Origin of the sequence: Burkholderia sp. M6-3 (genome assembly GCF_050858985.1) — a bacterium.
GTDB classification, from domain to species: Bacteria; Pseudomonadota; Gammaproteobacteria; order Burkholderiales; family Burkholderiaceae; genus Paraburkholderia; species Paraburkholderia caledonica.
The window spans coordinates 1,967,066-1,993,212 of the sequence record NZ_CP110090.1 but is presented as its reverse complement, the minus strand read 5'-3'; the positions used below and the strand labels follow the sequence as shown (position 1 = coordinate 1,993,212).

The following is a 26,147-nucleotide window of genomic DNA, read 5'->3' as shown; positions in this document are numbered from 1 at the left end:
TAAGTAGCGGCTGATATCGGATCGATTGAGGCCGTCACGAAAACAAAGGTCATCGTTATGAGCACTTCCGGTTTATCGCCCGATGTGGCGCAACCGTCCGAGCTGGAGTTCCCGTATTCGTCGCTCGAATACCGGCAACATCAGATGTTCCCGCGTTTGTCGCCTGCGGAAATTCAAAGCTTGCGCCGCTTCGCGCGGCCGATGAGCTTCAAGGCAGGCGACCTGATCTTCGAGACCGGGCAGGTCGCGCTGGGGCTTTTCGTGTTGCTGCATGGCCGAGTGCGGATCTTTTCGCGTGACAGCTTCGGCCGCTCGACACTCGTCACCGAGCACGACGACGGCCATTTCATGGCGGAGATGGCGCAGCTTTCCGGCAAGCCCGCGCTCATCGACGGCCTCGCTCTGACCGATGTCGAGACGCTCGTGATCGAACCCGAGCGTCTGCGAGCGCTGATCGTCGCCGATGCGCAACTCGGCGAGCACATCATGCGCGCGCTGATTCTGCGTCGGCTCGGACTGATCGAGCAGGGGCTCGGGCCGATCATCGTCGGTAATGGCGACGACGCACGCCTCGTGGGCCTGCAAGGCTTCCTGCGGCGCAATGCTTATCCGGCGACCGTGATCGACGCGCGTTCCGATCCCGAAGCCGTGACCCTGCTCGGCGGCATGACGACCGGCCCTGGCGACTTTCCGCTCGTGTTCTGCCCGAACGGGCATGTGCTGCGCGCGCCGGACGAGGCGCAACTCGCTTCGTGCCTCGGACTCGTGCCGACCTTCGAGCAGTCGCACAGGTACGACGTTGCGATCGTCGGCGCGGGTCCGGCCGGACTGGCGGCGTCGGTCTATGCGGCCACCGAGGGACTCTCGGTGGCCGTGTTCGATCAGCGCGCGCCCGGCGGCCAGGCCGGCGCGAGCTCTCGCATTGAAAACTATCTCGGCTTTCCCACCGGCATCTCCGGGCAGGCGCTCGCCGCGCGTGCGTTCCAGCAGGCGTTGAAGTTCGGCGCGCACCTCGCCATTCCCGGCAAGGTCACGGAAGTAACGCGGCAAGACGGGATGTTTGTGCTGACGCTCGTCGACGGCCAGCGCATCAGCGCGCGCACGGTCGTGGTGGCGAGCGGTGCCGCATACCGCAAGCCGACAGTGCCGGGCTTCGAACGTTTCGAGGGACGCGGCACGTATTACTGGGCGTCGACCATCGAAGCGAAGCTCGTCAAAGGCCAGGACATCGTGCTGATGGGAGGCGGCAACTCGGCGGGCCAGGCTGTGGTGTTTCTCGCGAACTTCGCGCGCAGCATCCGCATGCTGATTCGCGGCCAGGACCTCAACGCGAGCATGTCGAAGTATCTGATCGACCGCATCGGCTCGCTGCCCAATGTCTCGTTGTGTACGGGCTGCACGCTGCGCGCGCTCGAAGGCGACGAAGCAGGTCTCACGCATCTTCGCGTGCGTCACGAAGCGAGCGGGGAAGAGGAAGTCCTCGCTTCGCGGCATCTCTTTCTCTTTATCGGCGCCGAGCCGAAAACGGATTGGCTCGCCGCAAGCGGCGTCGAACTCGACAATCGCGGCTTTCTCTTGACCGGCATGGGGAGAAGCGGGCAGGGCGCGTCGGCGGCCAGTGCGCACTATCCGCTCGAAACCAGTGTGCCGGGCATGTTCGCGGTCGGTGACGTGCGCTCGGATTCCGCGAAACGTGTCGCCGCCGCGGTCGGCGACGGCGCGGCCGTAGTCGCCCAGATTCATGCGTACCTGAGCCAGTCGACGAAGCTCGCGGCCAATCCCTGACGGAGCAGACGATGAAGTCGATTCAACGTAGCGCAATCCTGCATGCGACGGGCTGCTGCGTGCTGCTATTGAGCGTCGTCACGAGCCTGTGGAGCGGCGTGGCGTTTGGCGCCGCGCCTCAGGTGAGGACTCAGGGCCCGGGCTTCTACCGGATCATGCTCGGCGGCTTCGAAGTGACCGCGCTGCTTGACGGCACGCATCCGTTTCCAATCGACACCGTGATCGAAGATGTTCCGAAGGCGGAGATTGCGCGCGACCTGGATCGCGATTTCCTGCACGCGCCGGTGCAAGGCTCGATCAACGCGTTCCTGATCAACACGGGCTCGAAGCTGATTCTCGTCGACTCCGGCGCGGGCGTGCTTTATGGCGATTGTTGCGGCAAGCTGCTCGCCAATCTGCGGGCGGCCGGTTATCGGCCCGAACAGATCGACGAGGTGCTGCTGACGCATCTGCACAAGGACCATGTGGGCGGCATCGCGACGAGCGGCGCAATGGCCTTTCCTCATGCTGTCGTGCGCGTGAGCCAAACCGAAGCCGACTACTGGTTGAACCCGGATAACAAGTCCAAAGCGCCGGCCTTTCTCAGCACTTTTTTCGACGCCGCCAGTGCGAGCGTCGCCCCCTATATCGCGGCGGGCCGCTTCAAGCCTTTTCAAGGCGATGTCGAGCTCGACCCAGGCATTCGCGCCGTCGCGCTCGATGGACACACGCCCGGCCACACCGGCTATCTGGTGCAAAGCGGCGCGAATCGTCTGCTCGTGTGGGGCGACATCGTGCATGTGGCGGCAATCCAGTTGCAGAACCCGACGGCATCGGTCGAATACGACACCGATGCCGGCGCGGCCCAACGTTCGCGACGCACCGCACTCGAACTCGCTGCGAGCGAGCGTTATCTGATCGGCGCCGCGCATATCGCCTTTCCGGGCCTCGGGCACATCAGACAGAACGGCAACACGTACGACTGGGTGCCGGTCAATTACGAAGCGGCGCCGGCTCAGTGAGGCAGCGTAGCCGGGCGACGCTGACAGCCGCTTCTGTTATGGGCGCTGCGCCAACTTTCGAGGAGAATCACGATGCACATCGAAGCCCCCGCCACGCAATGCACGAATGCACCGAGGTACGAAGCGGGCGTGCATCATGACGCTTGCCGCATAGCGCACGACGATCACGCGGCCACGCACGACGAGAGCCTTGCGCCCGTATGGAGTCACGTGATCAAGCGGCTCCTTGCCGGCTATTGCGGCGAAGCGGAAGGCGAAGCCTATCTTGCACCGCCGCTTACGCGCGAGGCCGCCAATGAACCCTCGCGGCACCGGCAGGTCGAGGTGATCGAGCGCCTGTCCGAGACGTCGATCGCTGTTCTCTGGCAGGACGCCACGCTATGCCGTTACGCGGACCAGGTGTGGATCAGTTGCCGCGCCAGACTGAAGGGGCGCTGCGCGGTGAGCGGGGCGACGATCCGCCGTAACGATCTGATCTACAAACCGAGGGTGCGCAGCGCAGTCCCGGTTAACGCGGCCGCGATGATTCTGGCATCGGTCGTCGACCTGCAGCATCCGCTCGTTCAATACAAAAATTTTGAACGATAGCTTCAGTTTTTTCCGCGCATGCGAAGTTGCGGTTAGTCTAGACTTCGGGGACTCATCGCCGGGCCGCAATTGCCCGGCAGCTTCTCCACCGGTTGCGTCCTGGATACCGCCTCATGATTCGCATCGGACCTCTTCAAGTGGATCTTGCCAGTCGGGAACTGCTTCTCGACGGACAACCCGTGCGCATCGGCAGCCGCGCATTCGACATGCTGGCCGTGCTGATCGCCGCGAAGGGCGAGCTCGTGTCGAAGAACGACATGTTGAAAGAGGTGTGGCCCGACACCATCGTTGAAGAGAACAATCTTCAGGTTCATATGTCCGCGCTGCGCAAGGTGCTGGGCGACAGCCGCGGACTCATCCAGACCGTGTCGGGCAGGGGCTACAGGCTCGTCGCAAGGCAGTCGCCGCTGCCGCCCGCCAACGGCGTCAACCAACCCGATTACCGCGCGAACGATGACCGGCAGGTTCGTTCCGCCGGTCATGTGCCACACAATCTGCCCGCGAGTTTTTCGCCGCTGATCGGCCGCGATGGGGCGCTGCGCGACGTCGCGCGAACGCTCGCGTCGGCGCGGCATGTCACGCTTCTCGGCGCGGGCGGCATCGGCAAGACACGCCTCGCAGTCGAAGCCGCGCGAGCTCTGCTCGACCAATATCCGGACGGCGTCTATCTGGTCTCGCTTGCGTCCACCTCGGACGCAAACAGCGTACTGGCGATGTTCGCTGCGAGCGTGGGCGTGAGCAAGGCGAGCGGTCCGCTCACGCTGACGCGGGTCAGCCGGGAGTGGGGCGAACGGCGCGTGCTGTGCGTGCTCGACAACTGCGAGCACGTGCTCGGCCCCGCTGCGGAACTCGCTGAGGCACTGCTCAATGCGGGCCCTGGCGTGCGTGTTCTCGCAACGAGCCGTGAGCCGCTGCGCGTCACCGAAGAGCATTTGTATTGGGTCGCCTCGCTCGACGTTCCCGCGCACGACGATCAAGGTCAGCACGTGCTTCAGTGCAGCGCAGTGCAGCTATTCATGTCGCGCGCCCGCGCAATGGACGCGCGGCTATCGTCCGACGAGCGAAGCATTCAGCTGACCGGCACAGTGTGCCGCCGGCTGGACGGCATACCGCTCGCAATCGAACTGGCGGCGGCCCGCGCGGCGATACTCGGCATAGAAACGCTCGCGGATCATCTCGACGATCGCTTCAATATGCTCACGGGCGGCAATCGTACGGCGCTGCCACGGCATCAGACGTTGAAGGCCACGCTCGACTGGAGCCACGGGCTGCTCGACGACGCGGAGCGCGCAACGCTGCGCAGGCTCGGCATTTTCGTCAACAGCTTTTCGATGGACGCGGCCATCAGCGTCGTGACGGACATCGGCTTGCGCGAACAGGAGGTGATCGCGGCACTGTCGGGCCTCGTCGAAAAATCGCTGGTCGTCGCCAACGTGGAACGCGGCCGCGCGAGCTACCGGCTGCTCGAAACCACTCGCACGTACGCACTGCAAAAGCTCGACGACAACGGCGAGCGGCGCGCGGTCACGCTCAATCACGCGCGCTATTTCACCGGCTTGCTGGAGCGCTACATGTCGGCCGAAGCACGCTCCGAGGAAGCCGACGCCGACCGTTGGCATTCGCGTATGCGCGAATGGCTCGACGATCTGCGCGCGGCGCTCGGCTGGGCGCTTTCGTCGAAGGGCGATGACGCGCTCGCAGAGAAGCTCGCGGTCAAAGTGGTCGCGCTGCTGTACGAACTGTCACTCGTCGACGAATGCTGCGCGTGGGCGCGGCGCGCGCTTGATAGCGTTGCGCGAACGCATGGCGGCTCGGGCTCGACTCGGCATCTGCGAGTTCGCATGCAACTGCTCGCCGCGCTCGGTGCGGCGCTCGTCTATGTGAATGGACCGAACCGCGAAACGCTCGCGATCTGGGCCGAGGTGCTTGCGCTGGCCATCGCGCTCGGTGACCACGCATTCGAAGCGCGCGCGTTGTGGGGTATGTGGAACGCGAGCCAGTCTTCAGGCGCGGCGCGAAATGCACTTGCGTTCGCGCATCGATTCGCGTCGCTCGCGGCGCAGACGGGCGACGCAAGCAACGACATTCTTGCTTCGCGCCTTCTCGGCATCGCGTCGCACTACGCTGGCGACCAGCAACAGGCGCGCGCGTCACTCGAACGGTTTCTTCAGCACACTGACACGCTGCAGCACGGCCTGCCGCTCGGGCAGTCGATCGACCAGGGCGTAGTGGGGCGCGCCACGCTTGCGCGTCTGCTGTGGTTCCAGGGCTCGCGCGACGAGGCGCTCGATCTGGCCGAAGCCTGTGTTGCGAGCGCGTGCGCGCAGGACCAGGCCATCGTCACCTGCTACGTGCTGGTCGAAGCGGAGATCCCGCTTGCGCTGCTGTCGGGCAAACGCGAGCGCGCGGCTGAAGCAATTGCGTTGCTGCGCGATGTGTCGGCTCGTACGGGTCTCGGTGTATCGCAGGCATGCGGCCGTGCTTTCGACGAGTATCTGCGCTCGCTCGAGGACGTGAGCCCCGAGCGGCTGAATGCGTTTCGCGCCGCTCTCGACGAGCTCGACGCGCTGGAGTACGGTGCTCAACGCGCGTTGCTCGTCGCGCGGTACGGTCTTGCATTGGGGCGCGCCGGGCGACGCGACGAGGCAATCGCAGCGGTGACGCGAGCCTTGGCGCAGTGCGACGAATGCGGCGATCACTGGTATGTGGTCGAACTGCGGCGCGCGTACGGCGAACTGCTTTTGCTCGGCGCTGCAGGCTCGCCGCCAGGTGGCGATGTCGTCACGGATGCCGAGGCTTGCCTGACCGCCGCGATGGAAGAATCGCTCGCGCAAGGGTGCCGGTCGTTGCAATTGCGCGCCGCGACGAGTCTGGGCCAGTTGTGGTGGGCGCAAGGACGCGCTGCCGACGCGGTGCGTCTGGTCGAATCTGCGTGCGCGAGGCTAAGCCAGGGGCGCGATCTCGAGGACTTCGCGGCCGCGCAACAACTGCTCGATGCCGCGAGAGTTGCGTCCCGGGTCGTGACGCCGTGCGTGGACAGACAGGGCGATGTGGACCTGCGTCTGAATCCGCGCCTGAATCCGCATCTGAACCCGCGTCTGCCGAAGCGTACCCGGCAGAAAGTCAGCGAAGGCCGCTAGCCTGCGCCGAGCGGTTGGGTCGCACTGCGTGGCATGGCTTTCGCCATGTCACGCGTTCACTTGCGTCTGCTGCATCTGCTGTTGTACCGCTTTGTCGATCAGATCGGGCTGGTCCAGCCGATCGACCCACCAGCGCAGTGCCTTACCCGTCTCGTCGTCGCGCCACGCCAGATAAAAGTGCGTGACGTCACGCATGCCGAGCACTTCTTTCTGAATGAGTTCACCGCGCCTGAGCGCGTCGATCGCGAGGCACTCCGGAATCGTGCCCGCAGCAAGCCCGCGCAATTGCGCGGCGAGCTTCGTTTCGAGTGTGGGCACGGTCAGCACTTCCTGATTAGCCGCAAGCGCAATGGTGCGCGGTGCGAGATCGCGCGACGTATCGCCAATTGCAACCGCGCGATGCCGTGCGACTACATCGAGCGTGAGCGGCCCAGGCAGCGACGCAAGCGGGTGCTGCGGCGCCACCACGAACACGTGCCGCAGCGAGCCAATAGGCTTCGCGACGAGATTCGGAATTGGCGGCGGATCGCCCGCGGCGCCGACGATCAGATCGGCACGGCGTGTAAGCAGCGCATCCCACGAACCGCCCAGCACTTCTTTGGACAGATGCAGGCGCGTGTCGAGCTTCAGCCCGTAAAACTCGTCGACGTGATCCCACAGCAGCGCGAATGGAATGATTTCGTCGACGGCGACGTACACGTCGGACTCCCAGCCTTGCTCGATGCGCTTTGCCTTGCATTCCAGGTCTTCCGCCGCGGCCAGAAGACGGCGGCCTTCCTCGACGACCACGCGCCCCGCATGCGTGAGGGTGGCGCGCCGGCCGCTGCGGTCGAACAGCTTGACGCCAAGATCAAGCTCGAGTTTCTGCACGAGATAGGTTAGCGACGAAGGCACCTTATGCAGTGTTTCGGCGGCGCTTGCAAACGTGCCAGTTCGATCGACGGCGTCGAGTACCTGGAGAACTTCAAAGGAAAGGTTCATGGCGAAGAGCAAAATCCATCTGGGCCGGACGGCTGAAGCGCCCAGCATACTGGATTTCATCGCGTTCGCGGGTATCTCGCCGTTGCGCTTCTCGTCCCGCTTCTCGTCCCGCTTGTCGTACCGCTTGTCGTACCGCTTGTCGTACCGTCACGCAATGCGGCTGTTTGACGACAGCGAGGCTTGCATGGCGGTGGACCCATGTCCCGGCCTCTGCGCAGGCACATTTGCAGCGCGCTTCGCGAGCCTTTCGAATTCGGTCACGTCGTGACTGCAGAATATAGTCACAGCGGACTCGCGTTGCGCGAGTTCGCGTAAGCGCCGCTGATTGTCGAAACGCGCAGTGCGGTCCTTCTCCAGCATCCACTGATACATGCGCAGTCCCGGCGTGCAATGCGGATTCGCGTGCATCTCCGCGTGATAAAAGTAGGCATCCGCGGCGTTGAAAAGCCACTGCTCGCCAGTCGTGTTCACGGCGATCCCCGCATGCCCGAACGTATGTCCACGCAACGGAACGACGAGTAGTTCAGGCGGCAGTCCGTCGAGTTGCTGCACTCGCGAGAAGCCGTTCCACGCTTCGCCTGCGCTTGCCTGATACACGCGCCAGTTCCCTGAAGTGGACCACTGTTGCGGACGAAAACGCTGGCGGTCCATCCACGTCTTTTGCTCGAACGCGTAATCGCGCTCCACTTGCAACATATGCACGGTCGCATGCGGAAAATCGTCGAGACCGCCGGCGTGATCGAAGTCCAGATGACTCAGCACGATATGCGTGACGTCGCGTGGACTGAATCCGAGACGCTGAATCTGGCGGATCGCAGTCATCTCCTCGCGGAAATCGGGACTCACGAGCCCGAGAAAGAAACGGCTGATACGCGAGCGCGGATCGGCGACGTCGCGCAGCCCGAAGCCGGTGTCGACCAGCACGAGTCCCGCGGAGGTCTCGACAAGCAGGCAGTGGCAGGTGAGCAGCCCGCGCTCGGCGAGCGACCGGGTGCGCCCGTCCATCAGGCGGCCGCCCAACGGACAGGTGGAGATGCAGTTCAGATGGTGCACGATCATCGCTTTTCTACCAGAGCGGGAAGGTTCCGCAAACTGGCGCAAGCGATATACCCGGCCGCGCCCGTTACGCCGTTATCTCGACATGTGCTGCGAGGCGCGCTGCAAAAACGGTGCACACACGCGTGCGTCTTTTTCCACGCTCAAGACAGCGCGTCGCCGACGCGGTACATTTGAAGTCCGCACAAAAAATCACGGAGACAAATGTGGGACGCTATTCAGAGGACCAGCTTGACGAGTTCGCCGCGGCGTTCGAACGCGACGGAATGGTCGTATTGAGAAACCATTTTCCGGCGGAAAAGCTTCGCGCATGGGCCGAGGCTTTCGAACCGTTGCTCGACGAGCGGCTTGCATCCAAAGCGACGGCCGTACGCGGCGAAAACCGGCATTACATCACGCTGCCGTTTACCGGCGTGTTTGCCGACGAAACCATCTTTTGCGATGCGGACGTGCTCGCGATAGTCGAGCGCGTGGCCGGTGACGATCCTGTCATGTGCCAACTCGCCACCGACACGCCGCTCAACGGCTCCACTTATCAGGACGTGCACCGCGACACGCCGGCGCTGTTCGACGGCGAGCCGGAAACGCCTTCGTTCCAGCTTGCAGTGAACTTCCCGTTATGCGATGTCACGCTGGAAAACGGTCCCTTCGAGACCACGCTCGGCACGCATCGTATGCGCTCGGAGGAGGCGTTGCAGGCGTGGCGCGAAGGGCGCGTGCCATTGCAGGCGATTCCAATGAAGCTGGGCGATGTGATGATTCGCGACGTGCGGGCGCTGCATCGCGGCACGCCGAACAAGACCGACGTCCCGCGTCCAATGGTGGTGATCGGTTACAGCAGAAGCTGGTACTTTCGGCCCGAAGTGCATATCGACGTACCGGCGGCTGTCTACGACCAGCTGAGCGCGCGGGGCAAACGGTTGTTGCGATACATGCCGCGGGTCGAAGAACTGGATACGGCACCCGGTGCCGAGCACTATCGCAAGTTTGCTTATTGACGGGTGTCTTTGCGTTTCGTGTGATGCGTTGGGAGGCGCGGATGCCGGACCGGAAAATCAGCCCCGCGCCTTCCGTGCAAAGTACTCCGCAGCCATTAACCGGAAAGCAATAACGGCCGGATTGTCCTGATCCGCTCGCCAGGCCATGCTCATCTCGGCCTGGATCGAATGCTGCGCAATGAACCGGAATTCCACGTTGTCGTAGTGGAACCGCTGCGCCGACGCGGGCAAAATCGCAACGCCTAGCCCCGCGCGCACGAGCGACAGAATGGTGGGCGTCTGATCGATGTACTGCGCAATATTCAGATTCACGCCTTCGGTCGCGAGCATGCCCATGATGCGGTCGTGAAAGTACTTGCCCTGCGTAGGCGAATGCATGATGAACGGCTGCTCGTCGAGTTGCTTCAATGCGATCTGCTCGAATTGACACAACGTGTGCCGCTTCGGCAGCGCGACGATCAACGGCTCTTCGTCGACGAGAAGGAACTCGAGCTTTTGTCTGGATGGCAACGGCCGGAGAAAGCCGAGATCGATCGCGTTCGCGGCGAACGCCTCGATCTGCGCGGCCGAGACCAGTTCGAGCAATACCACGTCGATCTCGGGCAGCACGTCAGCTGCCGCTACCAGCAATTCGGGGATCAGTTCATAGCCTGCGGCGCCGGTGAAGCCAAGACGCACGCGCCCGGTTTTGCCCTTGCTCGCGCGCCGTACCGTGCTTTCTGCCTGCTCGGCGAGATTGAGCAGACGCGTGGCGTCCGCGAGAAAGACGCGGCCTTCCGTCGTCAGCTTGACCGTGCGGCCAATGCGTTCGAAGAGCATCACGCCCAGGTTGTCTTCGAGTAACTGGATCTGTCTGCTCAGCGGCGGCTGCGTCATGTTCAGCAGCGCAGCCGCGCGCCTGAAGTTCAGTTCTGTTGCCGCCGCAACGAAGCAACGCACTTGTCCGAGATCGAGCATTCTTGTATCGACGTGGATAGGGAAGTCGACGGTCATTATAGGTGCGCACGCTCTCGCTCGATCCGGGCATGGCAGAACAGCCGCTGCGTCACGTCGTGAGGCTGCCTTCTGGACGTTGCCCAGCCAGTGCCTGCGCGAGACTGGCGAGCACCATTTCACCCATCGCCGTGCGCGATTCGACCGTGGCGCTTGCGCGATGCGCCTGCAGCACGACACGGTCCATTTCGAAGAGCGCGGATGGCACATTCGGTTCGTCGACGAACACGTCGAGACCCGCGCCCGCGATTACGCCGCCACGCAACGCGTCGACCAGATCGCTTTCGACCACCAGCTTGCCGCGCGCCACGTTGATCAGGTAACCGTGCTTGCCCAACGCGTCGAGCACCGCGGCATTCACGATGCCTTGCGCCTTGTCGGCGGCGGCCGCGAGCACCAGAAAATCGCAGCCGCGCGCGAGCGACAGCAGGTCGGCAACGAACGGATACGCGACATCGTCCATGCGTCGCAAGTCGGTGTACGTGATCGGGCAATTGAATGCAGTCGCGCGTTGTGCAATTGCGCGACCGACTTTACCCATCCCGACGATGCCTACCCGCTTTCCGCTCAGACGGTGCGACAACGGCAATGCGCCCGGATGCGGATTCTTCTGCCAGTTGCCCGATTTGACGAACTCGTTGCCCGCGCATATTTCGCGGCACACCGCGAGCATCAAACCGATCGCGAGGTCGGCGACATCTTCGGTCAAGGCGCCGAACGTTGCCGTGACCGGAATGCCGCGCGAACGCGCGAATTCGAGGTCTACCGCATCGGTGCCCACGCCGTTCACCGCAATCACCTCCAACGCGGGCAAGCGTTGAATCATGTCGTTCTCGATGCCGGTATGGCCGCCGGTGATCACGCCTCTGATCGACTGGCCGTGCTCGCGGATATACGCGTCCTTGTCGCGTTGTTCGAACAGGCGATGCACGGTATAGAGCGAGGCGAGCGTGTCGTTGATCGAGGGAATCAGAATCGGGTTCAGTTGCAGAATGTTCGGTTTCATTCCGTGCGCTCCTTTGTTGTAGTTGGCGGTCGTCGCGACGCCGTACCCGGCGCACGCATCCAGTCGCAATGTCGGCGGATGATGGGCTTTTTCATTCGCCGCGTCCAATCCCAAAACGCTATCAGTTGATCCACGGATCGACGCGTGAGGGGCGAGCGCTATCGATTCAATTCCGGCATCAATCAATAGCGAGAAAAGATTGGACGGCGTATGGCACCGCGGACAGAATCAAAACCGTCAGAAGGAGCGTTCCTTCGCCCACTTCCCAGCAGGGAAGGGAAATAAGTTTCAAGCACATTGGAGACAAACGTGAAAACGTGCCGCCGTATCGCGCCCATTGCTTTTACGCCCCTTTTCCCGCGCAACACCGTGAGGGGACCGGTATGAACAATGCCGAGGGTGTCGTCGCGGGCGCGAAAGCGCAACCGGTCGCGGAGAAGCGCACCGGCCACCGTTGGATCGTAATGGGGCTGATCTTTTGCGTCTGGGCCATTGCCTGCGCCGATCGCGCCAATTTCGGCATTGCCTTGCCGTACCTGAAGAAGGAATACGGCATTACGAACACGCAGGCGGGACTGATCGTGAGCCTCTTTTCTTTTGCGTACGGATTCGTGCAGATTCCGGTCGGCCTGCTTTATAAACGGCTCAGCGAAAAGACCACCGGCTTTCTGTTTTCGATCTTCATGATACTCACGTCGGTGTTTACTGGCCTCATGGGTACCACGTCGTCGGTGTTTCTGTTGCAGGCATACCGCGTGGGTCTGGGTCTATCGGAAGGCCCGCTGGGTATCGGCTGCACGAACGTGATCAACCGCTGGTTTCCCGCAAAAGAGAAGGGCACGGCGACGGGACTGTGGATCGCGGCGTCGAAGCTCGGTCCTCTGATCGTACCGTCGGTATGCATCGTCGTGATCCAGTTGTGGGGATGGCGAGAAATCTTCTATGTATTCGCTGTGCCAGGCATTTTGCTCGCCATAGTCTGGATGTTCACGGTGACGAACTCGCCGAGCGAGAACCGCTTCTGTTCCGAGGCCGAACAACGCTATATCGCCGACGATACGCCGCGCCAGGCCCACGGCGCGCACACATCGCGGCGCAACGAAGTTGCGCATATTCCGTATCTGGATGCGTTCAATCGTACAAGGCGTGTTGCTCAACTCGAGACGATCCGGCAGGTGTTCGGTTCATGGAATATCCTGGGCGTCGCGATCGGCTACGGTTGCATGATCGGGATCAGCAATATCTTCATGTCGTGGATGCCGACGTATCTCGTGACCGTCAAGGGTTTTGCTTCTGTAAAAATGGGCTTCCTCGCATCGGCGCCATTCATTGGTGCGGTGGCCGGCAACATGCTGGGCGGCGTGATCTCCGACCGCTTGCTGGGTGGCCGCCGCAAGCCGATGATGATGCTCGGCGCGCTCGGCACGATGCTGATGATGCTTCTGCTGATCGACGCGCCCGACAGCGTCGCGTATCTCGGGGTTGCGCTGATACTGGCGGGCCTGATGCTCGGCATCGGCTTTGCAGGCTATTCCGCGTATCCGATGGGACTCGCAACCAAGTCCACGTATCCAGCGGCCTTCGGTATCGTGAACTGCTTGGGCCAGATTGGCGGCGCATGCGCGCCGCTGGTCGTCGGCATTCTGCTCGACAAGTACAGCTGGACGAGCGTGTTTCTTTATATGGTCGGCACCGCGCTGTTGTGCCTGCTGCTGCTCTTCAGCGTGATCGAACCGATTGCCGCGGGGCGTGGTGATAGCGCCGACGGAAAAGCGAAATAGGAGCGTGGGTAGTGGCCGCGGGCGGCCCACGCGACCACCACGTCGTAGCTATGCTCGAAAAAACGTGGTGAGCGCTTAGTCGAAATCGAACACGTCGAAAATCGAACGCTTCTTCTTTTGCGTTCGATAACCCGAGCGATGATCGTCGTACCGGCGGTCACTGTCGTAAGCTCGATCATGCTCCCGGTGGTCATGGCGGCTTGCGCGCGCAGCACTGCGCGAGCCGGTCTCCGCGGTGTCTTGCGCGATCAGCTTGTCGAGCTCGCCACGATCCAGCCATACGCCGCGGCAGTTGGGGCAATAGTCGACCTCGACCGAGCGACGCTCGGTCATGAGCAGATCAGTTGTCTTGCAAGCAGGGCATTTCATGGTGTCGCTCCTTATAGTACAAGTACAAAGACGCCGGGTGCCCGATCCGACACGCTACCTGATCGGGCGGGAAAACGCCGATCCGGTTATTCACCGGTACCGATTGCGCGTTTGGTTTTCGCGCGGCGCACCAGCATGTTCACCGCCTCGACGAACGCGGAGAACGCCATCGCCACATAGATGTAGGCCTTCGGCACATGCGTTCCAAAGCCCTCTGCAATCAGCGTCATGCCGATCACGAGTAGAAAGCTCAATGCGAGCGTCACAATGGTCGGGTTGCGCTCGATAAACTGCGACAGCGGACGAGCAGCGAACAGCATCGCCATAACGGCGCTAATGACCGCGAGAAACATGATCGGCAAATGCTCGGTCATGCCGACAGCCGTGATGATGCTGTCTACCGAAAACACGATATCGAGCACCAGAATCTGGCCGATTGCGCCAGCGACGGTCAACTGGACAGTGCTGCCCGCGCTGCTGCGTTCCTCTTCCGCGTGAACCACGTGGTGATGCAGCTCACGCGTTGCCTTCCACACGAGGAAGAGACCACCGCCGAGCAGAATAAGATCGCGCCACGAGAACGCGTGGCCGAGCAGGGTAATGGCGGGCGCGGTCAACTGCGCGATCCAGGCAACCGTACCGAGTAGCCCGAGTCGCAGCCCTAGCGCGAGCATGATGCCGAGACGCTGCGTGCGAGCGCGCTGCGCCTCGGGCAGCTTGTTGCTGAGGATCGAGATGAAGATGAGGTTGTCGATGCCGAGCACGATCTCCATCACGACCAGCGTGAGGAGCGCAATCCACGCGGCAGGGTCGGCAGCGAGTGTGAGCAGGGTGTCCATGGTGTACGTCTGCTTATAAATGGATGACGTTGGAATAACGCTCATGATCGCCGCGCTCGGTGATCGGATAAACCAGTGTTAATCTGAGAGATAGATCGGTTTTTCCGAAGTTCATCGTCGCGGACCACATACATGCTCAACTACCGTCACTTGTACTATTTCTGGATCGTCGTTAAGGAGGGCGGCTTCGCGCGCGCGGCTGAGCGGCTCGATATGGCCGTTCAGACGATCAGCGCGCAGGTGCGTGAACTCGAGAAGTCCATCGGGCGTCAATTGCTCAAGCCCGCTGGCCGAGGCGTCGCGATGACAGAAGCCGGCGAGACTGCGTTTAGTCGCGCCGAGCAGATCTTTCAGCTCGGTGAGGCGTTGCTCGATGACATGCGCGAGGCGGGCGGCGAGGGCGTCGCCCGGTTGGCGGTCGGTCTGTCCGACGGCATTTCGAAGCTGGCGGCGCACGCACTGCTCGCGCCGGTGCTTGGCACGCCGTCGCTCCGGCTCTTGTGTCATGAAGGCGAGCACGCGCAGTTGTTATCCGAACTCGCACTGCACCGGCTCGATCTCGTGCTCGCATGTCAACCGGCGCCGCATAATTCCGATCTGCGCGTGGTGAGCCAGCGGCTCGTCGGTTCGCCGGTGGACTGGTACGGTCCGGCTGAAATCGCGCGCAAATCGGCGCGCGCCGGGTTTCCGCAGTGCCTGGCCGACTTGCCAGTGCTCCTGCCGACGCGCCACGGCGCGTTGCGTGGGCGGCTAGACCGCTGGTTCGATTCGCAGGGTATCCGGCCGCGCGTCGTCGGCGAGTTCGAGGACAGCGCGCTGATGGCGGTGTTCGCCGCGCGCGGCTTGGGCGTATTTCCGCTCGCTGAACTGGGTGCGGAAGATTTGTCGCTACTGCGCGGCCTGCGCTGGCTCGGCCGCGCGGACGGAGTGATCGAAGAGATCCACGCCATCCGCTCGCGCCGCGGCCAGCATCATGCGCTAGCTTCTCAGGTGGTGGCCACTGCGCGCCCATGAGCGCGCGACGCAGGCCACTTAAGCCCCGCGCGGCCTGCTGCCGGTTTCAGATCGTGTCCCCATGCGTTGAAGACCGCAGCGAGCAACGCAATTTCGCCGTCGGCCAGATAGTCGTCCGCGACCGTTACCGCGACACAAAGACGAATGATCTTGCGACGCAAGACGGGATCGTCGATTTCGTCGATGAGTGTCGTGAGCATGGCCGCGTCCAGACGGCCCATTGGAGGCGCGGACGACATCTGCGCAATCGAGCGATCCTCGCAGAGCGTCTGCACGATGTGCGCGAACTGGGCCGGCGCGAGACCGAGTTCGCCCGCGATGTCCAGCTTTTCCAGCACGCGTTCTTCCGAACTGCACACATGGCCGTCCGAAGTGAGGGCCAGCGCGACGATACGTGCTGCTGCCTGGGGGCTATTACGCGGATAGGTTCGCATGATCGGGTCCTTGGAGGCGATGTCCGTGTTGAAGTGAGCCCAGTCTGCGGCAATACCCGAGTCGGATAAACCTGTTAATAGCGAAGTTATGGTTCGGAAAAACCGATGCTTCAGGGTGCTGTCAATCGCGGCGCCGGTCGCCTCCAGTTCCATGCAGGTAAGACTCGCGTCATGAAATGCCGAGTTGCGTTGCCGTGGCGTCGATCGCCTTCTTCGCCTTCGAAACAAGCTCGTCGATTTCCTGTTTGCTGATGACCAGAGGCGGCGACAGCAGCATACGGTCGCCGCTTGCGCGCATGATCAGATTGCCGTTGAAGCAGAAGTCCCGGCAAACGCCGCCTATATCACCGCCATTAGCAAAGCGTTTGCGCGAGGCGGGCTCTTCCGCAAGCTGCAATCCCGCCACGAGTCCGGCACCGGCAATTTCGCCGACAATCGGATGGTGCGCGAAGGTGTCGCGCAGCTTCTTCTGGAAGTAGGGTCCCGTATCGGTCTTGACGCGCTCGACAATCTTTTCGTCGCGCAGCAATTGGAGATTTGCTACCGCAACGGCGGCGGCCACCGGATGGCCCGAGTATGTCAGACCATGATTGAACTCGCCGTTTCCGATAATCGCTTTGGCAATGCGGTCGTTCAGGCCGACGGCGCCCATCGGTATGTAGCCGCTCGTCAGCCCTTTCGCCATTGTGATCAGATCGGGCTGGAAGCCGAAAAGTTGATGAGCGAACCATTCCCCGGTGCGGCCAAAACCACCAATCACTTCGTCGGCGACTAGCAGGACGTCGTACTTGCGGCAGATGCGCTCAATTTCCGGCCAGTATGAGGATGCCGGAAAGATGACGCCGCCTGCACCCTGGAAAGGCTCGCCGATAAACGCAGCCACGTTTTGCGCGCCCATTTCCAGGATCTTCATTTCGAGTTGTTGCGCCCGGGCAAGCGCGAACTCTCCCGGTGTCTGACCGCTACTTGCTTCGCCGAAAAAATAAGGTTGATCGATATGCACGATGTTCTCGACTTTCGACGGCATCTGCTCGTGCATGTAGCCCATGCCGCCAAGCGTACCGCCTGCGATCGTCGAACCGTGGTAGCCGTTCTTGCGCGAAATCACCACCTTTTTCGAGTGCTTACCATGCGTCGCCCAATATCGATGGATGATACGCAGCACCGTATCGTTGGCTTCCGACCCACTATTGCAGTAGAAGAAGTGATTGAACGGCTCCGGCGCGAGTTCCGCGAGCAACGCCGACAACTCGATTACCGGCGGGTGAGTGGTTTTGAAGAACGTGTTGTAGTAAGGCAGTTCTTCCATTTGCCTGTACGCCGCATTGGCCAGTTCCTTGCGGCCATAACCGACGTTGACGCACCACAGGCCCGCCATGCCGTCGATGATCTTGTTACCTTCCGAATCCCACAAGTACACGCCGTGGGCTTTCACGATCACGCGGCTGCCGCTCCGATTGAGCGCGCCCATGTCGGAGAACGGATGAATGTGGTGCGAGGCATCCAGCGCGCGGTACTCCGCGGTGGTGCGTTGCTGCGCGGCGCGTGCGCCTGCGGCAGGTTGCACGTAGGCGATTTCTTCGGTCCTGTAGCTCATACTGCCTCCGGGTTTTATCAGGTCTGCGTTCGCGTTCGGGTTCGCGTTTGATTCAAACGTGCAATAGCAGATGCCGGCGTTCCCATGAACTGATCACCCGAAAGAACGCTTCATATTCAGTCTCTTTTAGCGCAAGGTACGCCTGCACGAACTTGTCGCCGAGTACTTCTGCAATGGGCTCGCAGGTCCCCATTAACGTCAGCCCCTCTTCGAGATTGCGCGGTAGCTGGTACGGCAACTCATATCCGTCGCTCAGCAGCGGCTCGGTTGCGTCGAGCTTTTGTGTCATGCCGAGATAGCCGGCCGCGAGCGTCGCCGCTATCGCGAGATATGGGTTGCAGTCCACGCCGGGAATCCGGTTTTCAATGCGGCGCGCAGCCGGCCCCGAATGCGGAATGCGGAAGCCGACCGTGCGATTGTCGTAGCCCCAGGCGACATTGATCGGCGCGGCCATGAAGCGCGAGAGACGCCGATATGAATTGATGTATGGGGCAAAAATCGGCATCAACGCGGGCGTGTATTTTTGCAAGCCCGCTATGTAGCTGGTGAAAAGCGACGTGGGCTTACCGTCTGCGCCGGTAAAAAGATTGTGGCCGGTTTCCCCGTCAACGAGGCTTTGATGCATATGCATGGCCGAGCCCGGCTCGCCTTCCATCGGCTTGGCCATGAAGGTGGCGTACATCTTGTGACGCAATGCCGCTTCGCGCACCGTGCGCTTGAAGAGGAACACGCTGTCCGCGAGTTTGAGCGGGTCGCCGTGCATGAAGTTGATCTCCATTTGCGCGGCGCCAACCTCATGAATCAGCGTGTCGACTTCCAGTTCCTGAACGTCGCAATACTCGTAGATGTCTTCGAAGAGCGGGTCGAATTCGTTGACGGCTTCTATAGAGTAGGCCTGACGTCCGGTCTCGGCGCGCCCGGTGCGGCCAATGGGCGGCTGCAGCGGAAGGTCGGGGTCCTTGTTCATATCGACCAGATAGAACTCGAGCTCGGGTGCAATGACCGGTTTCCAGCCCTTCGCCTTGTACAGTTCGAGCACACGGCGCAGCACGCGGCGGGGCGAGATGGCGACAGGCGTGCCGTCGAAGTGAACGCAATCGTGAATCACCTGAGCGGTCGGATCGACGGCCCATGGAATCATTCGTATCGTGCTGGAGTCGGGTACGCACACCATGTCGGGGTCGGTGACGCCCGTGAGTGTGCCGCCGTCCGGATAGTCTCCGGTGACGGTCTGGATCATCACGGCCTGCGGCAAGCGCATGGACTCGCCCGACTCGAACTTGCTGCGCGGAATGATCTTGCCGCGAGCAATGCCCGCCATATCCGGGATGATCGCTTCGATTTCAGTCACGTGATTTTTCTTCAGAAATTCGTCGATGTCATGCATGATTTGCTCTCTGTTTGTTGCGCTATCGCGCAGGCCTGCCTGGCGTCGGCAAGCTGAGTCTCATAGCCAGTTCTCGCGTTTGGCACGCATACGTTCGCGGCACGCATTGCCGAACGCGCAAAAGATCGCGGTGGAGAGGAGGTCGCTGGCATGCTTCCACTCCGGGTGCCACTGCACGCCCAGCGCGAAAGCGCGTGCACCGCTCACGCTCACCGCTTCGATCAGTCCGTCCGGCGCAGTGGCTTCGACCACGAGACCCATGCCCAGCTGCTCGATACCCTGGCCATGCAACGAGTTCACGCGCACTTCGTTTGGGCCGCCCGCGAGACGCTGCAACAAGCCTCCTTGCGTCAGCGAGACCGTGTGAGACGGTGCGTATTGCAGGTCGAGGCGATCCTCCTTGTTCTCGCGATGGTCGCTGAAGCCCGCGACCGCATGAACGCTTTGATGCAACGTCCCGCCAAACACCACGTTCATTTCCTGCAAGCCACGGCATACGGCGAGCACCGGCACGCCCGTCGCAATCGCGGCGCGCATCAGCGGTAACGTCGTCGCATCGCGGGCTGCATCGTGCAGCGTGTCGGTCGCACAAGGCTTGCCGCCGTAACGGTGCGGCTCGAGATTCGAATAACTGCCGGTGAAAAACAGACCGTCGACAGTAGCCAGTACATCTTCCGTGGACTGACGCTCACCCAGCGCAGGCAGCAGCAATGCGAGCGCCTGCGACCCGTCGACGATCGCAGCGATGTATTTCTCACCAACCTCGTGCGAAGGATGATGTCCTGTCGTCGTTCTATCGGCGGTAATGCCAATCAATGGTTTATTTCGCATAACGAATTGACGTGTGTATTCAACCGCGCGACGCGGCCGATTCGAGACGCAGCGTACGCACCGTGAATGGCAGCGCGACACCAGTCCTCAGCCAGACGCCACGCGTCAAGCCGACGGAATAAGGCAGGCGGTCGTCGTCAACGAAACGCGCCGCGCGTGATGATCAGATTGGCCGTTCGATTAGGGCGGGTGCGCTGCACATCCGGGCCGACACGTGCGAAACACATGGATGGCATTAAGCACCGCACATGCGCAAACGCGCGGCTCGAGCGAACGCGTTCGCGCAGACGGACGAATCCAACGGCGAAAAATAGGGAGGCGCTAGGGCAACAGCGACGCGACTTCGTCCGTACGCACGGCAATGAAAGCGCGGGCGGAGATAGAGTTGTGACGTCGAACTGAACGACGCGAAAGGATTTTGAAGACGGAGACGAAGCGGCGGAACGCAAGGCTGCCGCTGCTGCCGTCGGCGATGGCGCCGTCAGCGCGAGGACAACTCGCCTGGCTGCGGTTCCATTTCACCAAAGGGCCACGGACTCTCACGATTACACTCGACTGGCAACGTTGAAAGTGTTGAACGGCCTGCTCATCCGCACGGGGCGTTTAAAGAAACAGGACGTTGGGATGGTCGCCTTGAACCACTGTGAAATGATTTCGCTGCATCGCAAAACACAAGCGAGTGTCCTGCGATGTGCGAACAGCGACCGCCTATAAGTCAGGATATACGAGCCAATAACGCCGTCAAACCATTTCTGGAAAAACGCGCTCGGTGCTTTCCCGAGGCGGTCCGCAAATTCGCCGCTGAAAAGAAGGACTGTTGCGTATTGGATATTTCGGAGCATTCACGGTTTGCTGTCGCGAAGCGGAATTGAAAAAGCGCTCGAGCGGTGTGGCCGGAAACTACATTGAAAAACGTTTTCTGACCAATCAGGATTTGCGGTCACCATTGAAGACCGCGTCACAACTTTTGCTCTCTTCGTCTCCCATCGCTGTCGACATCAAATACAGATGTTTTGCTTGAACACAGTCCCCAATCCTGCCGCGTCGTCCGCTCGACCAACCAGTATTGCGGCAGCATGGCGCGTTGCTTGCCGGCCACTTTCGCCACACCCGCCCCCTCGGTCTCCTCGGAAATTGGTCGCTCCACGGTTAATCGGGCAGGACGGCGACGGCCTTGATTTCGACGATATAGCCGGCTGTGCCCCCGAGCATATGCGCGCCGATGGCCGTCCATGCCGGCATGGGATGCGTCGTGAGGTAGCGGTCGCGTATCTCCAGGAATACAGGTAAGTCGCGCATATCGGTGTGGAACGTCGTGAGGTCCACCACGTCGCTCAGCGAAGCGCCTGCAGCCTCGAGTACTTTCTTCAGGTTCTCGAACGCTTGAATTGTCTGCGCTTCGCGACCTTCGACGAGTTGCATCTTCGCATCGCGACCCACCTGGCCAGACACATATATGGTGTTCCCGACCTTGACTGCGGGGGCGTAGCGAATTCTTTCGTACACCGCCTCCATTCCGGCGGGCACAACGGCTTTGCGTTCCTTCATTACCGCGTCTCCAGACTGATTAGGCTCTAGCCGTTGTCGCCGCCGGCAACCGGCAACACGGCGCCCGTGATGTAGCCAGCTTCGTCGGATGCAAGAAAGAGGATCGGCGCGACCTGCTCCTCAAGCGTTCCATAGCGCTTGAAGAAGGTGGACTCGACCACCTGCTTGACGGCTTCGCTCATCCAGGTTCTCTCCGCTTCGGTATCTCCGGCTTCGTTGCGAGGCACGCGTCGAGATGGCGCCTCTGTCCCACCAGGGGCGGCAGCGACCACGCGGATGTTGCATTCGCCGTATTCCATCGCGAGCGACTGGGTGAGAGCATTGACGCCGCCCTTGGCAGCCGAGTAGGGCACGCGGCGAATACCTCGCGTGGCATTCGATGAGACGTTGACGATCGTTCCACGGCCTTGCGACAGCATCTGAGGCAAAACAGCGTGGCACGCATAGAGGGTCGGCATCAAGGAACGGCGGATTTCAGCATCAATCTGGGCCGGCTCGAACTCCGCGAAAGGCCGCATGCGAATCGCGCCGCCGACGCCATTCACGAGAATGTCGATCCGGCCAAACTTTTGCGCGCCAAAAGCCATTGCCGAAGCCGCACCTTCATACGTTTCGAGGTCAGCGACGAAGCCGGCTGTGCCGGCGCCGATCGCCTCGGCGGCAACATCGTGGACAAACTCAGCGCGGTCCACCAACAGCACTTGCGCACCCTCCGATGCTGCACGCAGAGCAACGCCGCGTCCGATTCCCTGCGCCGCTCCCGTGACGACCATTACCTTGCCTTCGAACCGTTGCGCGTTCATGCGTCCACCGGGGCAACGTTGGGGGTAAATTTTTCGTAGTGAAAGCTGGCTGGCTCTACGCCGTTTTCGTCGAAGTATTGGCGTACAGCGTCGACCATCGGCGGCGGGCCGCACAGGTACACGTCGACATCTCCGTCGTTCAAACATTCTGCGGGCATGTGCTGTGTCACCCAGCCCTTGCGCGGGTGCACGGATTCGGTTGCGGCCACAACGGTGCTGAACGTGAAATTCGGAAGCTTCAACGTATATGCCTGAATGGCTTCGACCAGAACCAGGTCGAGGTCTCGCGTCACGCCGTAGATGAGGTGGACCTTCTGCTGAGAGTTCGCGCGGGCCAACACTTCCAGCATCGACAGGAATGGGGCTAGCCCAGTACCTCCTGCAAGGAACAGCAAGGGCCGTTCGACTGCACGCAGATAGAAGACGCCCATCGGTCCCGTCAACTGAACCTTGTTGCCCGGCTGGGCGGACTCGAGCCATGTGCTCATGACGCCGTCGGAAATCTTCTTGATCAGAAAGCTGATTTTCGATTCGCCGGGCGACGATGAGAACGAGTAGGAGCGATGCTGGCCGCTGCCGGGTACATCGATGTTGACGTACTGACCGGCAAGAAACACGGGCGGAGTGCCGTCAACATCCATTTCTAGCACGACGGCAGCGTCGTTGTGTTTTTCGACTCTTGTGACCGTCGCGGCGAACTTGCTCTGCTCAGTCTTGCAGGCCGTCGACGATGCGGGGACAGCAATGACACAATCGCTTTCGGGAACCATCTGACATGTGAGGACGAGACCGCTTTGCTTCTCGTCGTCGGTCAGCGCGTCTTCTATGTAATCGTCGCCCAGATCGTAGCGGCCACTCTCCGCCCGGCATTTGCAGGTACCGCATACGCCGTCGGAACAGTCCATCGGCAAGTTGATCCTGGCGCGAAAGGCGGCATCGAGAACTTTCTCGCCGGCCTTGCATTCGACGAAGCGGGTTACTCCGTCTTCGAAGTTCAGTGCAATGTTGTAGCTGGACATGTTGTCTCCTACTTCCTTGTCTCTATTCGACCGGTCGCATCAAACGTGATAGACGTCGAGCACCTGGCGGATATAGTCGTTCTTCAGTGCGATCTTCTTGCTGGAAATCAGCAGACGGTCGTCGACCTTGCGCAAGGTTACGTACATCGTGCCGAAGAACTGGTCGGTAATCCTGTAGCGATGAATGAGCGTGTTGAAGTTGTACCGAAGGTCCACCTCGTCATCACGTTCAGCCAGCACTTCTACATTGGTCACGTTGTGGCTCGTGCGCGGTTCCGGCATCGAAGCGCCGCTTCGTTCGGTCTTGATGCGGAACACGCGGTCTTCAAGGCCGCCCCGGTCCGGGTAGTACATCAACGAAATTTGCGTTTGCGGGTCTTCTGTCAGCCTGTCATCGTCGTCCCACGCCGGCATCCAGTAAGTGACGTCTTCGGTGTAGCAGGCGAGCCACTCGTCCCATTGACGGTCATCCAGGAAACGGGCTTCCTGATAGAGCGCGCGACATACTTTTTGATAGTCGAAGCTCATACCGTCGCCTCCGACTGTTCTTTTCGCAACGCTTCGCGCATCACCTGCAGCCAGTACTCGTGTTGAACGACAAAGAGGCCCTCGTCTTCGCTACGCTCTCCCGAGATGAGCGGATTCAAGCCCATGCTCCTGGCGTTTTCGTCGGGTCCGTGAATCCACAGCGGAGCACCGCGCGAGAGGTCGTTCCACATCGTCGTTGAACCGGCGTAACCGGACTGACACGCGCGAAATTCTTCGAGGTCGTCACTGGTCCCCATGCCTGATACGTTGAAAAAATCTTCGTATTGGCGAATGCGGATCGCGCGGTCTTCGGCACTCTCGCCCTTGGGGGCGAAGCAGAAGATGCTGACTTCGGTCCGGTCTACGCTAATCGGACGAACCACACGAATCTGCGTGCTGAACTGGTCCATCAGGAAGACATTGGGATAAAGGCACAGATTGCGGGTCTGGTTGATGACGAATTTGCCCTTGTCTTCACCCACGCGCGCCGTGATTTCGTCGCGGTGCCGATAAACCGGCCTCACTTCAGGGTTCATGGTATTGGTCCACAGCAGGATATGACCATGCTCGAATCCGTACACGCCGGCAATCGACTTGCTCCAGCTATTCGCATCCACTGCCTTGGTGCCTTCTTCCTTGCGTCGGCCCATCGTCGCGGCATAGTTCCAGTGGACGGTGCTGACGTGATAACCGTCGCAACCGTTTTCCATCTGCATCTTCCAGTTGCCGTCGTAGATATACGAGGAGTTTCCGCGCAACACCTCCAGGCCGTCCGGTGCTTGCGCAACGATCTGATCGATGATGACCGTCGTCTCGCCGAGGTAGTCCTCAAGCGGCATCACCTCGGCATTGAGACTGCCGAACAGAAAACCGCGATAGCTCTCGAAGCGCGCAACCTTCTTCAGATCGTGAGAACCTTGCTTGTTGAATTGCACCGGGTATTGGGTGGTCTTCTCGTCCTTCACTTTCAGAAGCTTTCCAGCATTCGAGAACGTCCAGCCGTGAAAAGGGCAGGTGAAGCTGCTTTTGTTGCCGTGCTTGCGACGACACAGCATGGCACCCTTGTGCGCGCAAGCATTGATGACCGCGTGCAATTCGCCGGTCTTGTCACGCGTAATGACGATAGGCTGACGACCAATCGACGTGGTGTAGTAGTCGTTGTTGTCAGGAATCTGGCTTTCGTGCGCGAGATAAACCCAGTTACTCTCGAAGATGTGCTTCATCTCGAGTTCGTACAAATCGGCATTGGTGAAGATGTCGCGGCGGCAGCGGAAAACACCGTTTTCTTTGTCGTCTTGCACTGCGTTACTCAGCAGGTCTTCCAGCTTCAACGCCTTGTCGATAATTGCAGACATGTTTGCTCTCCCTATGCGGGCTCCACGGCGGAGCCCTTGCATCGGTTCAGTGATTTATGCGGAGAATCAGGCAGCGAGTCGGTAAGAAAGCCGCCGTGTCGAGCGGTTAGACCGCGGCTGACGCCCTCGGGCGATTGACCAGTTGATTGTCTTTACCCTCGATCAGGGGGCTCAGCGCAATGTCGAACTGGATTTCTTTGTACGCATCCGCCTTCAGACCCAAGGCAATGCCGCCGGTCTTCTCTACCACGTGAGGTACGAGTTCTTCGCGGGTCGCATAGGCGAAGTCGTCCCAGATCAGCGGATCGCCTTCGATATTGATTTGCGTCGTCAGCTTGCGCGTTTTATCGCTGGTGACGAAGAAGTGCACATGCGCCGGACGATTACCGTGTCGCGCAAGCATGTTCAGCAGTTGCTGGGTCGCACCGTGCGGCGGGCAGCCGTAGCCAACCGGCATGAGCGTGCGGAATTCGTATTTACCGTCGGCACCGGTTCGCACTGCGCCGCGAAGGTTGAACTCACTTTGTGCACCGGTCGGGTCGAAGTGCGAATAGAAACCCTTCGAGTTGGCATGCCAGCACTCGACCACCGCGCCCGCCACGGGCTTGCGATCGGGTCCGGTCACGGTGCCATGAATGACGAGCGGGCCAGCGTCTTCGTCGGGATCGACATCGATTTTCGACACACCGTCACGCACCGGCGCGCCAGCGACATACAACGGTCCTTCAATGGTTCGCGGCGTGCCGCCATGGATGTCTGCTTCGAGGTCCTGCGCATCCATGCGGATGTCGAGATACTTTTCCAGCCCAAGACCTGCAGCCAGAAGCGCCGCTTCGCCGTCTTGCCCGAGCTTATTGAAGTAGGTCACGCCCGCCCAGATTTCATCGGGGGTCATGTCGAGGTCGTCGATGGCCTTGAACAGGTCGCTCAGCAAGCGATGGGTGATTTCCTTGGCGCGAGCGTTGCCGTCCTCGCGACCAAGGTTGGCGGCGGCCGCGAGAAGGTTTTGCACTTCGTTCGTTTCAAACACTTTGGGGTTCATTGTCTGCTCCTGACTCTCTCTATTTTTCGATGGGGTTAACCCTTGATTCTGC

At 61.0% G+C, this 26,147-nt stretch carries 24 protein-coding genes; 7 read left to right on the top strand and 17 right to left on the bottom strand.

Annotated features, from left to right (window positions below; genetic code table 11):
- The first annotated feature begins 57 nt into the window (after positions 1–57).
- The 4 genes from OH764_RS08620 (at position 58) to OH764_RS08605 (ending at position 6,514) form a co-directional block, all read left to right on the top strand.
- Positions 58–1,785 (top strand): FAD-dependent oxidoreductase, encoded by a 1,728-nt coding sequence (locus OH764_RS08620; protein ID WP_498846471.1) that lies wholly within the window; start codon positions 58–60, stop codon positions 1,783–1,785.
- A gap of 11 nt (positions 1,786–1,796) precedes the next feature.
- Positions 1,797–2,786, top strand: a complete 990-nt coding sequence (locus OH764_RS08615) for an MBL fold metallo-hydrolase (RefSeq protein WP_498846470.1) — start codon at positions 1,797–1,799, stop codon at positions 2,784–2,786.
- Positions 2,787–2,858: 72 nt separating this feature from the next.
- A complete protein-coding gene (locus tag OH764_RS08610) occupies positions 2,859–3,374 on the top strand; it encodes a DUF3331 domain-containing protein (protein WP_498846469.1) in 516 nt (171 codons plus the stop codon).
- 113 nt (positions 3,375–3,487) lie between these two features.
- Positions 3,488–6,514, top strand: a complete 3,027-nt coding sequence (locus OH764_RS08605) for an ATP-binding protein (protein WP_498846468.1) — start codon at positions 3,488–3,490, stop codon at positions 6,512–6,514.
- 48 nt (positions 6,515–6,562) lie between these two features.
- Here OH764_RS08605 and OH764_RS08600 read toward each other — a convergent pair whose 3' ends face one another.
- Together OH764_RS08600 and OH764_RS08595 are read right to left on the bottom strand one after the other, a co-directional pair.
- The gene (locus tag OH764_RS08600) at positions 6,563–7,495 is read right to left on the bottom strand and encodes a LysR family transcriptional regulator (protein WP_498846467.1); all 933 of its coding nucleotides are present in this window, start codon (positions 7,493–7,495) and stop codon (positions 6,563–6,565) included.
- Positions 7,496–7,642: 147 nt separating this feature from the next.
- Positions 7,643–8,554 carry an MBL fold metallo-hydrolase gene (locus OH764_RS08595; protein WP_498846466.1) on the bottom strand — a complete coding sequence of 304 codons (912 nt, stop codon included), beginning with the start codon at positions 8,552–8,554 and terminating at the stop codon, positions 7,643–7,645.
- 203 nt (positions 8,555–8,757) lie between these two features.
- On the opposite strand from OH764_RS08595, the gene OH764_RS08590 reads away from it, so the two are divergent.
- Entirely contained in the window at positions 8,758–9,549 is a 792-nt protein-coding gene (locus OH764_RS08590; RefSeq protein WP_440782779.1) for a phytanoyl-CoA dioxygenase family protein, read from the top strand.
- A gap of 57 nt (positions 9,550–9,606) precedes the next feature.
- Here the strand turns inward: OH764_RS08590 and OH764_RS08585 are convergent, their stop codons facing one another.
- Together OH764_RS08585 and OH764_RS08580 are read right to left on the bottom strand one after the other, a co-directional pair.
- Complete coding sequence (locus OH764_RS08585) at positions 9,607–10,506, bottom strand: LysR family transcriptional regulator (RefSeq protein ID WP_498848788.1); 900 nt, start codon at positions 10,504–10,506, stop codon at positions 9,607–9,609.
- Positions 10,507–10,594: 88 nt separating this feature from the next.
- Positions 10,595–11,548: a 2-hydroxyacid dehydrogenase gene (locus OH764_RS08580; protein WP_498846465.1), complete on the bottom strand. Its 954-nt coding sequence runs from the start codon at positions 11,546–11,548 to the stop codon at positions 10,595–10,597.
- A gap of 383 nt (positions 11,549–11,931) precedes the next feature.
- On the opposite strand from OH764_RS08580, the gene OH764_RS08575 reads away from it, so the two are divergent.
- Positions 11,932–13,329, top strand: a complete 1,398-nt coding sequence (locus OH764_RS08575) for an MFS transporter (RefSeq protein WP_498846464.1) — start codon at positions 11,932–11,934, stop codon at positions 13,327–13,329.
- 75 nt (positions 13,330–13,404) lie between these two features.
- Here OH764_RS08575 and OH764_RS08570 read toward each other — a convergent pair whose 3' ends face one another.
- Entirely contained in the window at positions 13,405–13,698 is a 294-nt protein-coding gene (locus OH764_RS08570) for a TFIIB-type zinc ribbon-containing protein (protein WP_498846463.1), read from the bottom strand.
- Between the two features lie 86 nt (positions 13,699–13,784).
- Positions 13,785–14,537 carry a TerC family protein gene (locus tag OH764_RS08565; RefSeq protein WP_498846462.1) on the bottom strand — a complete coding sequence of 251 codons (753 nt, stop codon included), beginning with the start codon at positions 14,535–14,537 and terminating at the stop codon, positions 13,785–13,787.
- A gap of 132 nt (positions 14,538–14,669) precedes the next feature.
- On the opposite strand from OH764_RS08565, the gene OH764_RS08560 reads away from it, so the two are divergent.
- Positions 14,670–15,551 (top strand): LysR family transcriptional regulator, encoded by an 882-nt coding sequence (locus tag OH764_RS08560; protein WP_498846461.1) that lies wholly within the window; start codon positions 14,670–14,672, stop codon positions 15,549–15,551.
- On the opposite strand, the gene OH764_RS08555 is transcribed toward OH764_RS08560, so the two are convergent.
- The 11 genes from OH764_RS08555 to catA all read right to left on the bottom strand — a co-directional run bounded on the left by OH764_RS08555 (position 15,524) and on the right by catA (position 26,095).
- Positions 15,524–15,985: a TerB family tellurite resistance protein gene (locus OH764_RS08555; RefSeq protein WP_481366594.1), complete on the bottom strand. Its 462-nt coding sequence runs from the start codon at positions 15,983–15,985 to the stop codon at positions 15,524–15,526. The genes OH764_RS08560 and OH764_RS08555 overlap by 28 nt on opposite strands.
- A gap of 169 nt (positions 15,986–16,154) precedes the next feature.
- Positions 16,155–17,582 (bottom strand): aspartate aminotransferase family protein, encoded by a 1,428-nt coding sequence (locus OH764_RS08550; RefSeq protein ID WP_498846460.1) that lies wholly within the window; start codon positions 17,580–17,582, stop codon positions 16,155–16,157.
- A 52-nt stretch (positions 17,583–17,634) separates the two neighbouring features.
- The gene (locus OH764_RS08545; protein WP_498846459.1) at positions 17,635–18,969 is read right to left on the bottom strand and encodes a glutamine synthetase family protein; all 1,335 of its coding nucleotides are present in this window, start codon (positions 18,967–18,969) and stop codon (positions 17,635–17,637) included.
- A gap of 60 nt (positions 18,970–19,029) precedes the next feature.
- Positions 19,030–19,800 (bottom strand): gamma-glutamyl-gamma-aminobutyrate hydrolase family protein, encoded by a 771-nt coding sequence (locus OH764_RS08540; RefSeq protein WP_498846458.1) that lies wholly within the window; start codon positions 19,798–19,800, stop codon positions 19,030–19,032.
- Positions 19,801–20,121: 321 nt separating this feature from the next.
- The gene (locus tag OH764_RS08535) at positions 20,122–20,343 is read right to left on the bottom strand and encodes a hypothetical protein (RefSeq protein WP_498846457.1); all 222 of its coding nucleotides are present in this window, start codon (positions 20,341–20,343) and stop codon (positions 20,122–20,124) included.
- Positions 20,344–20,949: 606 nt separating this feature from the next.
- Entirely contained in the window at positions 20,950–21,348 is a 399-nt protein-coding gene (locus OH764_RS08530; RefSeq protein ID WP_498846456.1) for a RidA family protein, read from the bottom strand.
- A 26-nt stretch (positions 21,349–21,374) separates the two neighbouring features.
- A complete protein-coding gene (benD, locus tag OH764_RS08525; RefSeq protein ID WP_498846455.1) occupies positions 21,375–22,151 on the bottom strand; it encodes a 1,6-dihydroxycyclohexa-2,4-diene-1-carboxylate dehydrogenase in 777 nt (258 codons plus the stop codon).
- Positions 22,148–23,170: a benzoate 1,2-dioxygenase electron transfer component BenC gene (gene benC / locus OH764_RS08520; protein ID WP_498846454.1), complete on the bottom strand. Its 1,023-nt coding sequence runs from the start codon at positions 23,168–23,170 to the stop codon at positions 22,148–22,150. Before benC ends, benD begins: the two co-directional genes overlap by 4 nt.
- Positions 23,171–23,209: 39 nt before the next feature.
- Positions 23,210–23,698 (bottom strand): benzoate 1,2-dioxygenase small subunit, encoded by a 489-nt coding sequence (benB, locus tag OH764_RS08515; RefSeq protein ID WP_214884260.1) that lies wholly within the window; start codon positions 23,696–23,698, stop codon positions 23,210–23,212.
- A complete protein-coding gene (locus OH764_RS08510; protein ID WP_498846453.1) occupies positions 23,695–25,053 on the bottom strand; it encodes a Rieske 2Fe-2S domain-containing protein in 1,359 nt (452 codons plus the stop codon). The genes benB and OH764_RS08510 overlap by 4 nt, the downstream gene beginning before the upstream one ends.
- A 106-nt stretch (positions 25,054–25,159) precedes the next feature.
- On the bottom strand, positions 25,160–26,095 hold the full coding sequence (catA, locus tag OH764_RS08505; protein WP_498846452.1) for a catechol 1,2-dioxygenase: 936 nt from the start codon (positions 26,093–26,095) through the stop codon (positions 25,160–25,162).
- Positions 26,096–26,147 lie beyond the last annotated feature (52 nt).

Coding starts and splice junctions, on each gene's coding strand:
- OH764_RS08555 (WP_481366594.1), bottom strand. CDS start 15,985: ATGCGAACCTATCCGCGTAATAGCCCCCAGGCAGCAGCACGTATCGTC.
- OH764_RS08585 (WP_498848788.1), bottom strand. CDS start 10,506: ATGCTCGATCTCGGACAAGTGCGTTGCTTCGTTGCGGCGGCAACAGAA.
- OH764_RS08545 (WP_498846459.1), bottom strand. CDS start 18,969: ATGCATGACATCGACGAATTTCTGAAGAAAAATCACGTGACTGAAATC.
- OH764_RS08530 (WP_498846456.1), bottom strand. CDS start 21,348: ATGAAGGAACGCAAAGCCGTTGTGCCCGCCGGAATGGAGGCGGTGTAC.
- OH764_RS08620 (WP_498846471.1), top strand. CDS start 58: ATGAGCACTTCCGGTTTATCGCCCGATGTGGCGCAACCGTCCGAGCTG.
- OH764_RS08615 (WP_498846470.1), top strand. CDS start 1,797: ATGAAGTCGATTCAACGTAGCGCAATCCTGCATGCGACGGGCTGCTGC.
- catA (WP_498846452.1), bottom strand. CDS start 26,095: ATGAACCCCAAAGTGTTTGAAACGAACGAAGTGCAAAACCTTCTCGCG.
- OH764_RS08605 (WP_498846468.1), top strand. CDS start 3,488: ATGATTCGCATCGGACCTCTTCAAGTGGATCTTGCCAGTCGGGAACTG.
- OH764_RS08565 (WP_498846462.1), bottom strand. CDS start 14,537: ATGGACACCCTGCTCACACTCGCTGCCGACCCTGCCGCGTGGATTGCG.
- OH764_RS08610 (WP_498846469.1), top strand. CDS start 2,859: ATGCACATCGAAGCCCCCGCCACGCAATGCACGAATGCACCGAGGTAC.
- OH764_RS08600 (WP_498846467.1), bottom strand. CDS start 7,495: ATGAACCTTTCCTTTGAAGTTCTCCAGGTACTCGACGCCGTCGATCGA.
- OH764_RS08575 (WP_498846464.1), top strand. CDS start 11,932: ATGAACAATGCCGAGGGTGTCGTCGCGGGCGCGAAAGCGCAACCGGTC.
- OH764_RS08570 (WP_498846463.1), bottom strand. CDS start 13,698: ATGAAATGCCCTGCTTGCAAGACAACTGATCTGCTCATGACCGAGCGT.
- OH764_RS08550 (WP_498846460.1), bottom strand. CDS start 17,582: ATGAGCTACAGGACCGAAGAAATCGCCTACGTGCAACCTGCCGCAGGC.
- OH764_RS08580 (WP_498846465.1), bottom strand. CDS start 11,548: ATGAAACCGAACATTCTGCAACTGAACCCGATTCTGATTCCCTCGATC.
- benB (WP_214884260.1), bottom strand. CDS start 23,698: ATGAGCTTCGACTATCAAAAAGTATGTCGCGCGCTCTATCAGGAAGCC.
- OH764_RS08540 (WP_498846458.1), bottom strand. CDS start 19,800: ATGCGAAATAAACCATTGATTGGCATTACCGCCGATAGAACGACGACA.
- OH764_RS08510 (WP_498846453.1), bottom strand. CDS start 25,053: ATGTCTGCAATTATCGACAAGGCGTTGAAGCTGGAAGACCTGCTGAGT.
- benC (WP_498846454.1), bottom strand. CDS start 23,170: ATGTCCAGCTACAACATTGCACTGAACTTCGAAGACGGAGTAACCCGC.
- benD (WP_498846455.1), bottom strand. CDS start 22,151: ATGAACGCGCAACGGTTCGAAGGCAAGGTAATGGTCGTCACGGGAGCG.
- OH764_RS08595 (WP_498846466.1), bottom strand. CDS start 8,554: ATGATCGTGCACCATCTGAACTGCATCTCCACCTGTCCGTTGGGCGGC.
- OH764_RS08560 (WP_498846461.1), top strand. CDS start 14,670: ATGCTCAACTACCGTCACTTGTACTATTTCTGGATCGTCGTTAAGGAG.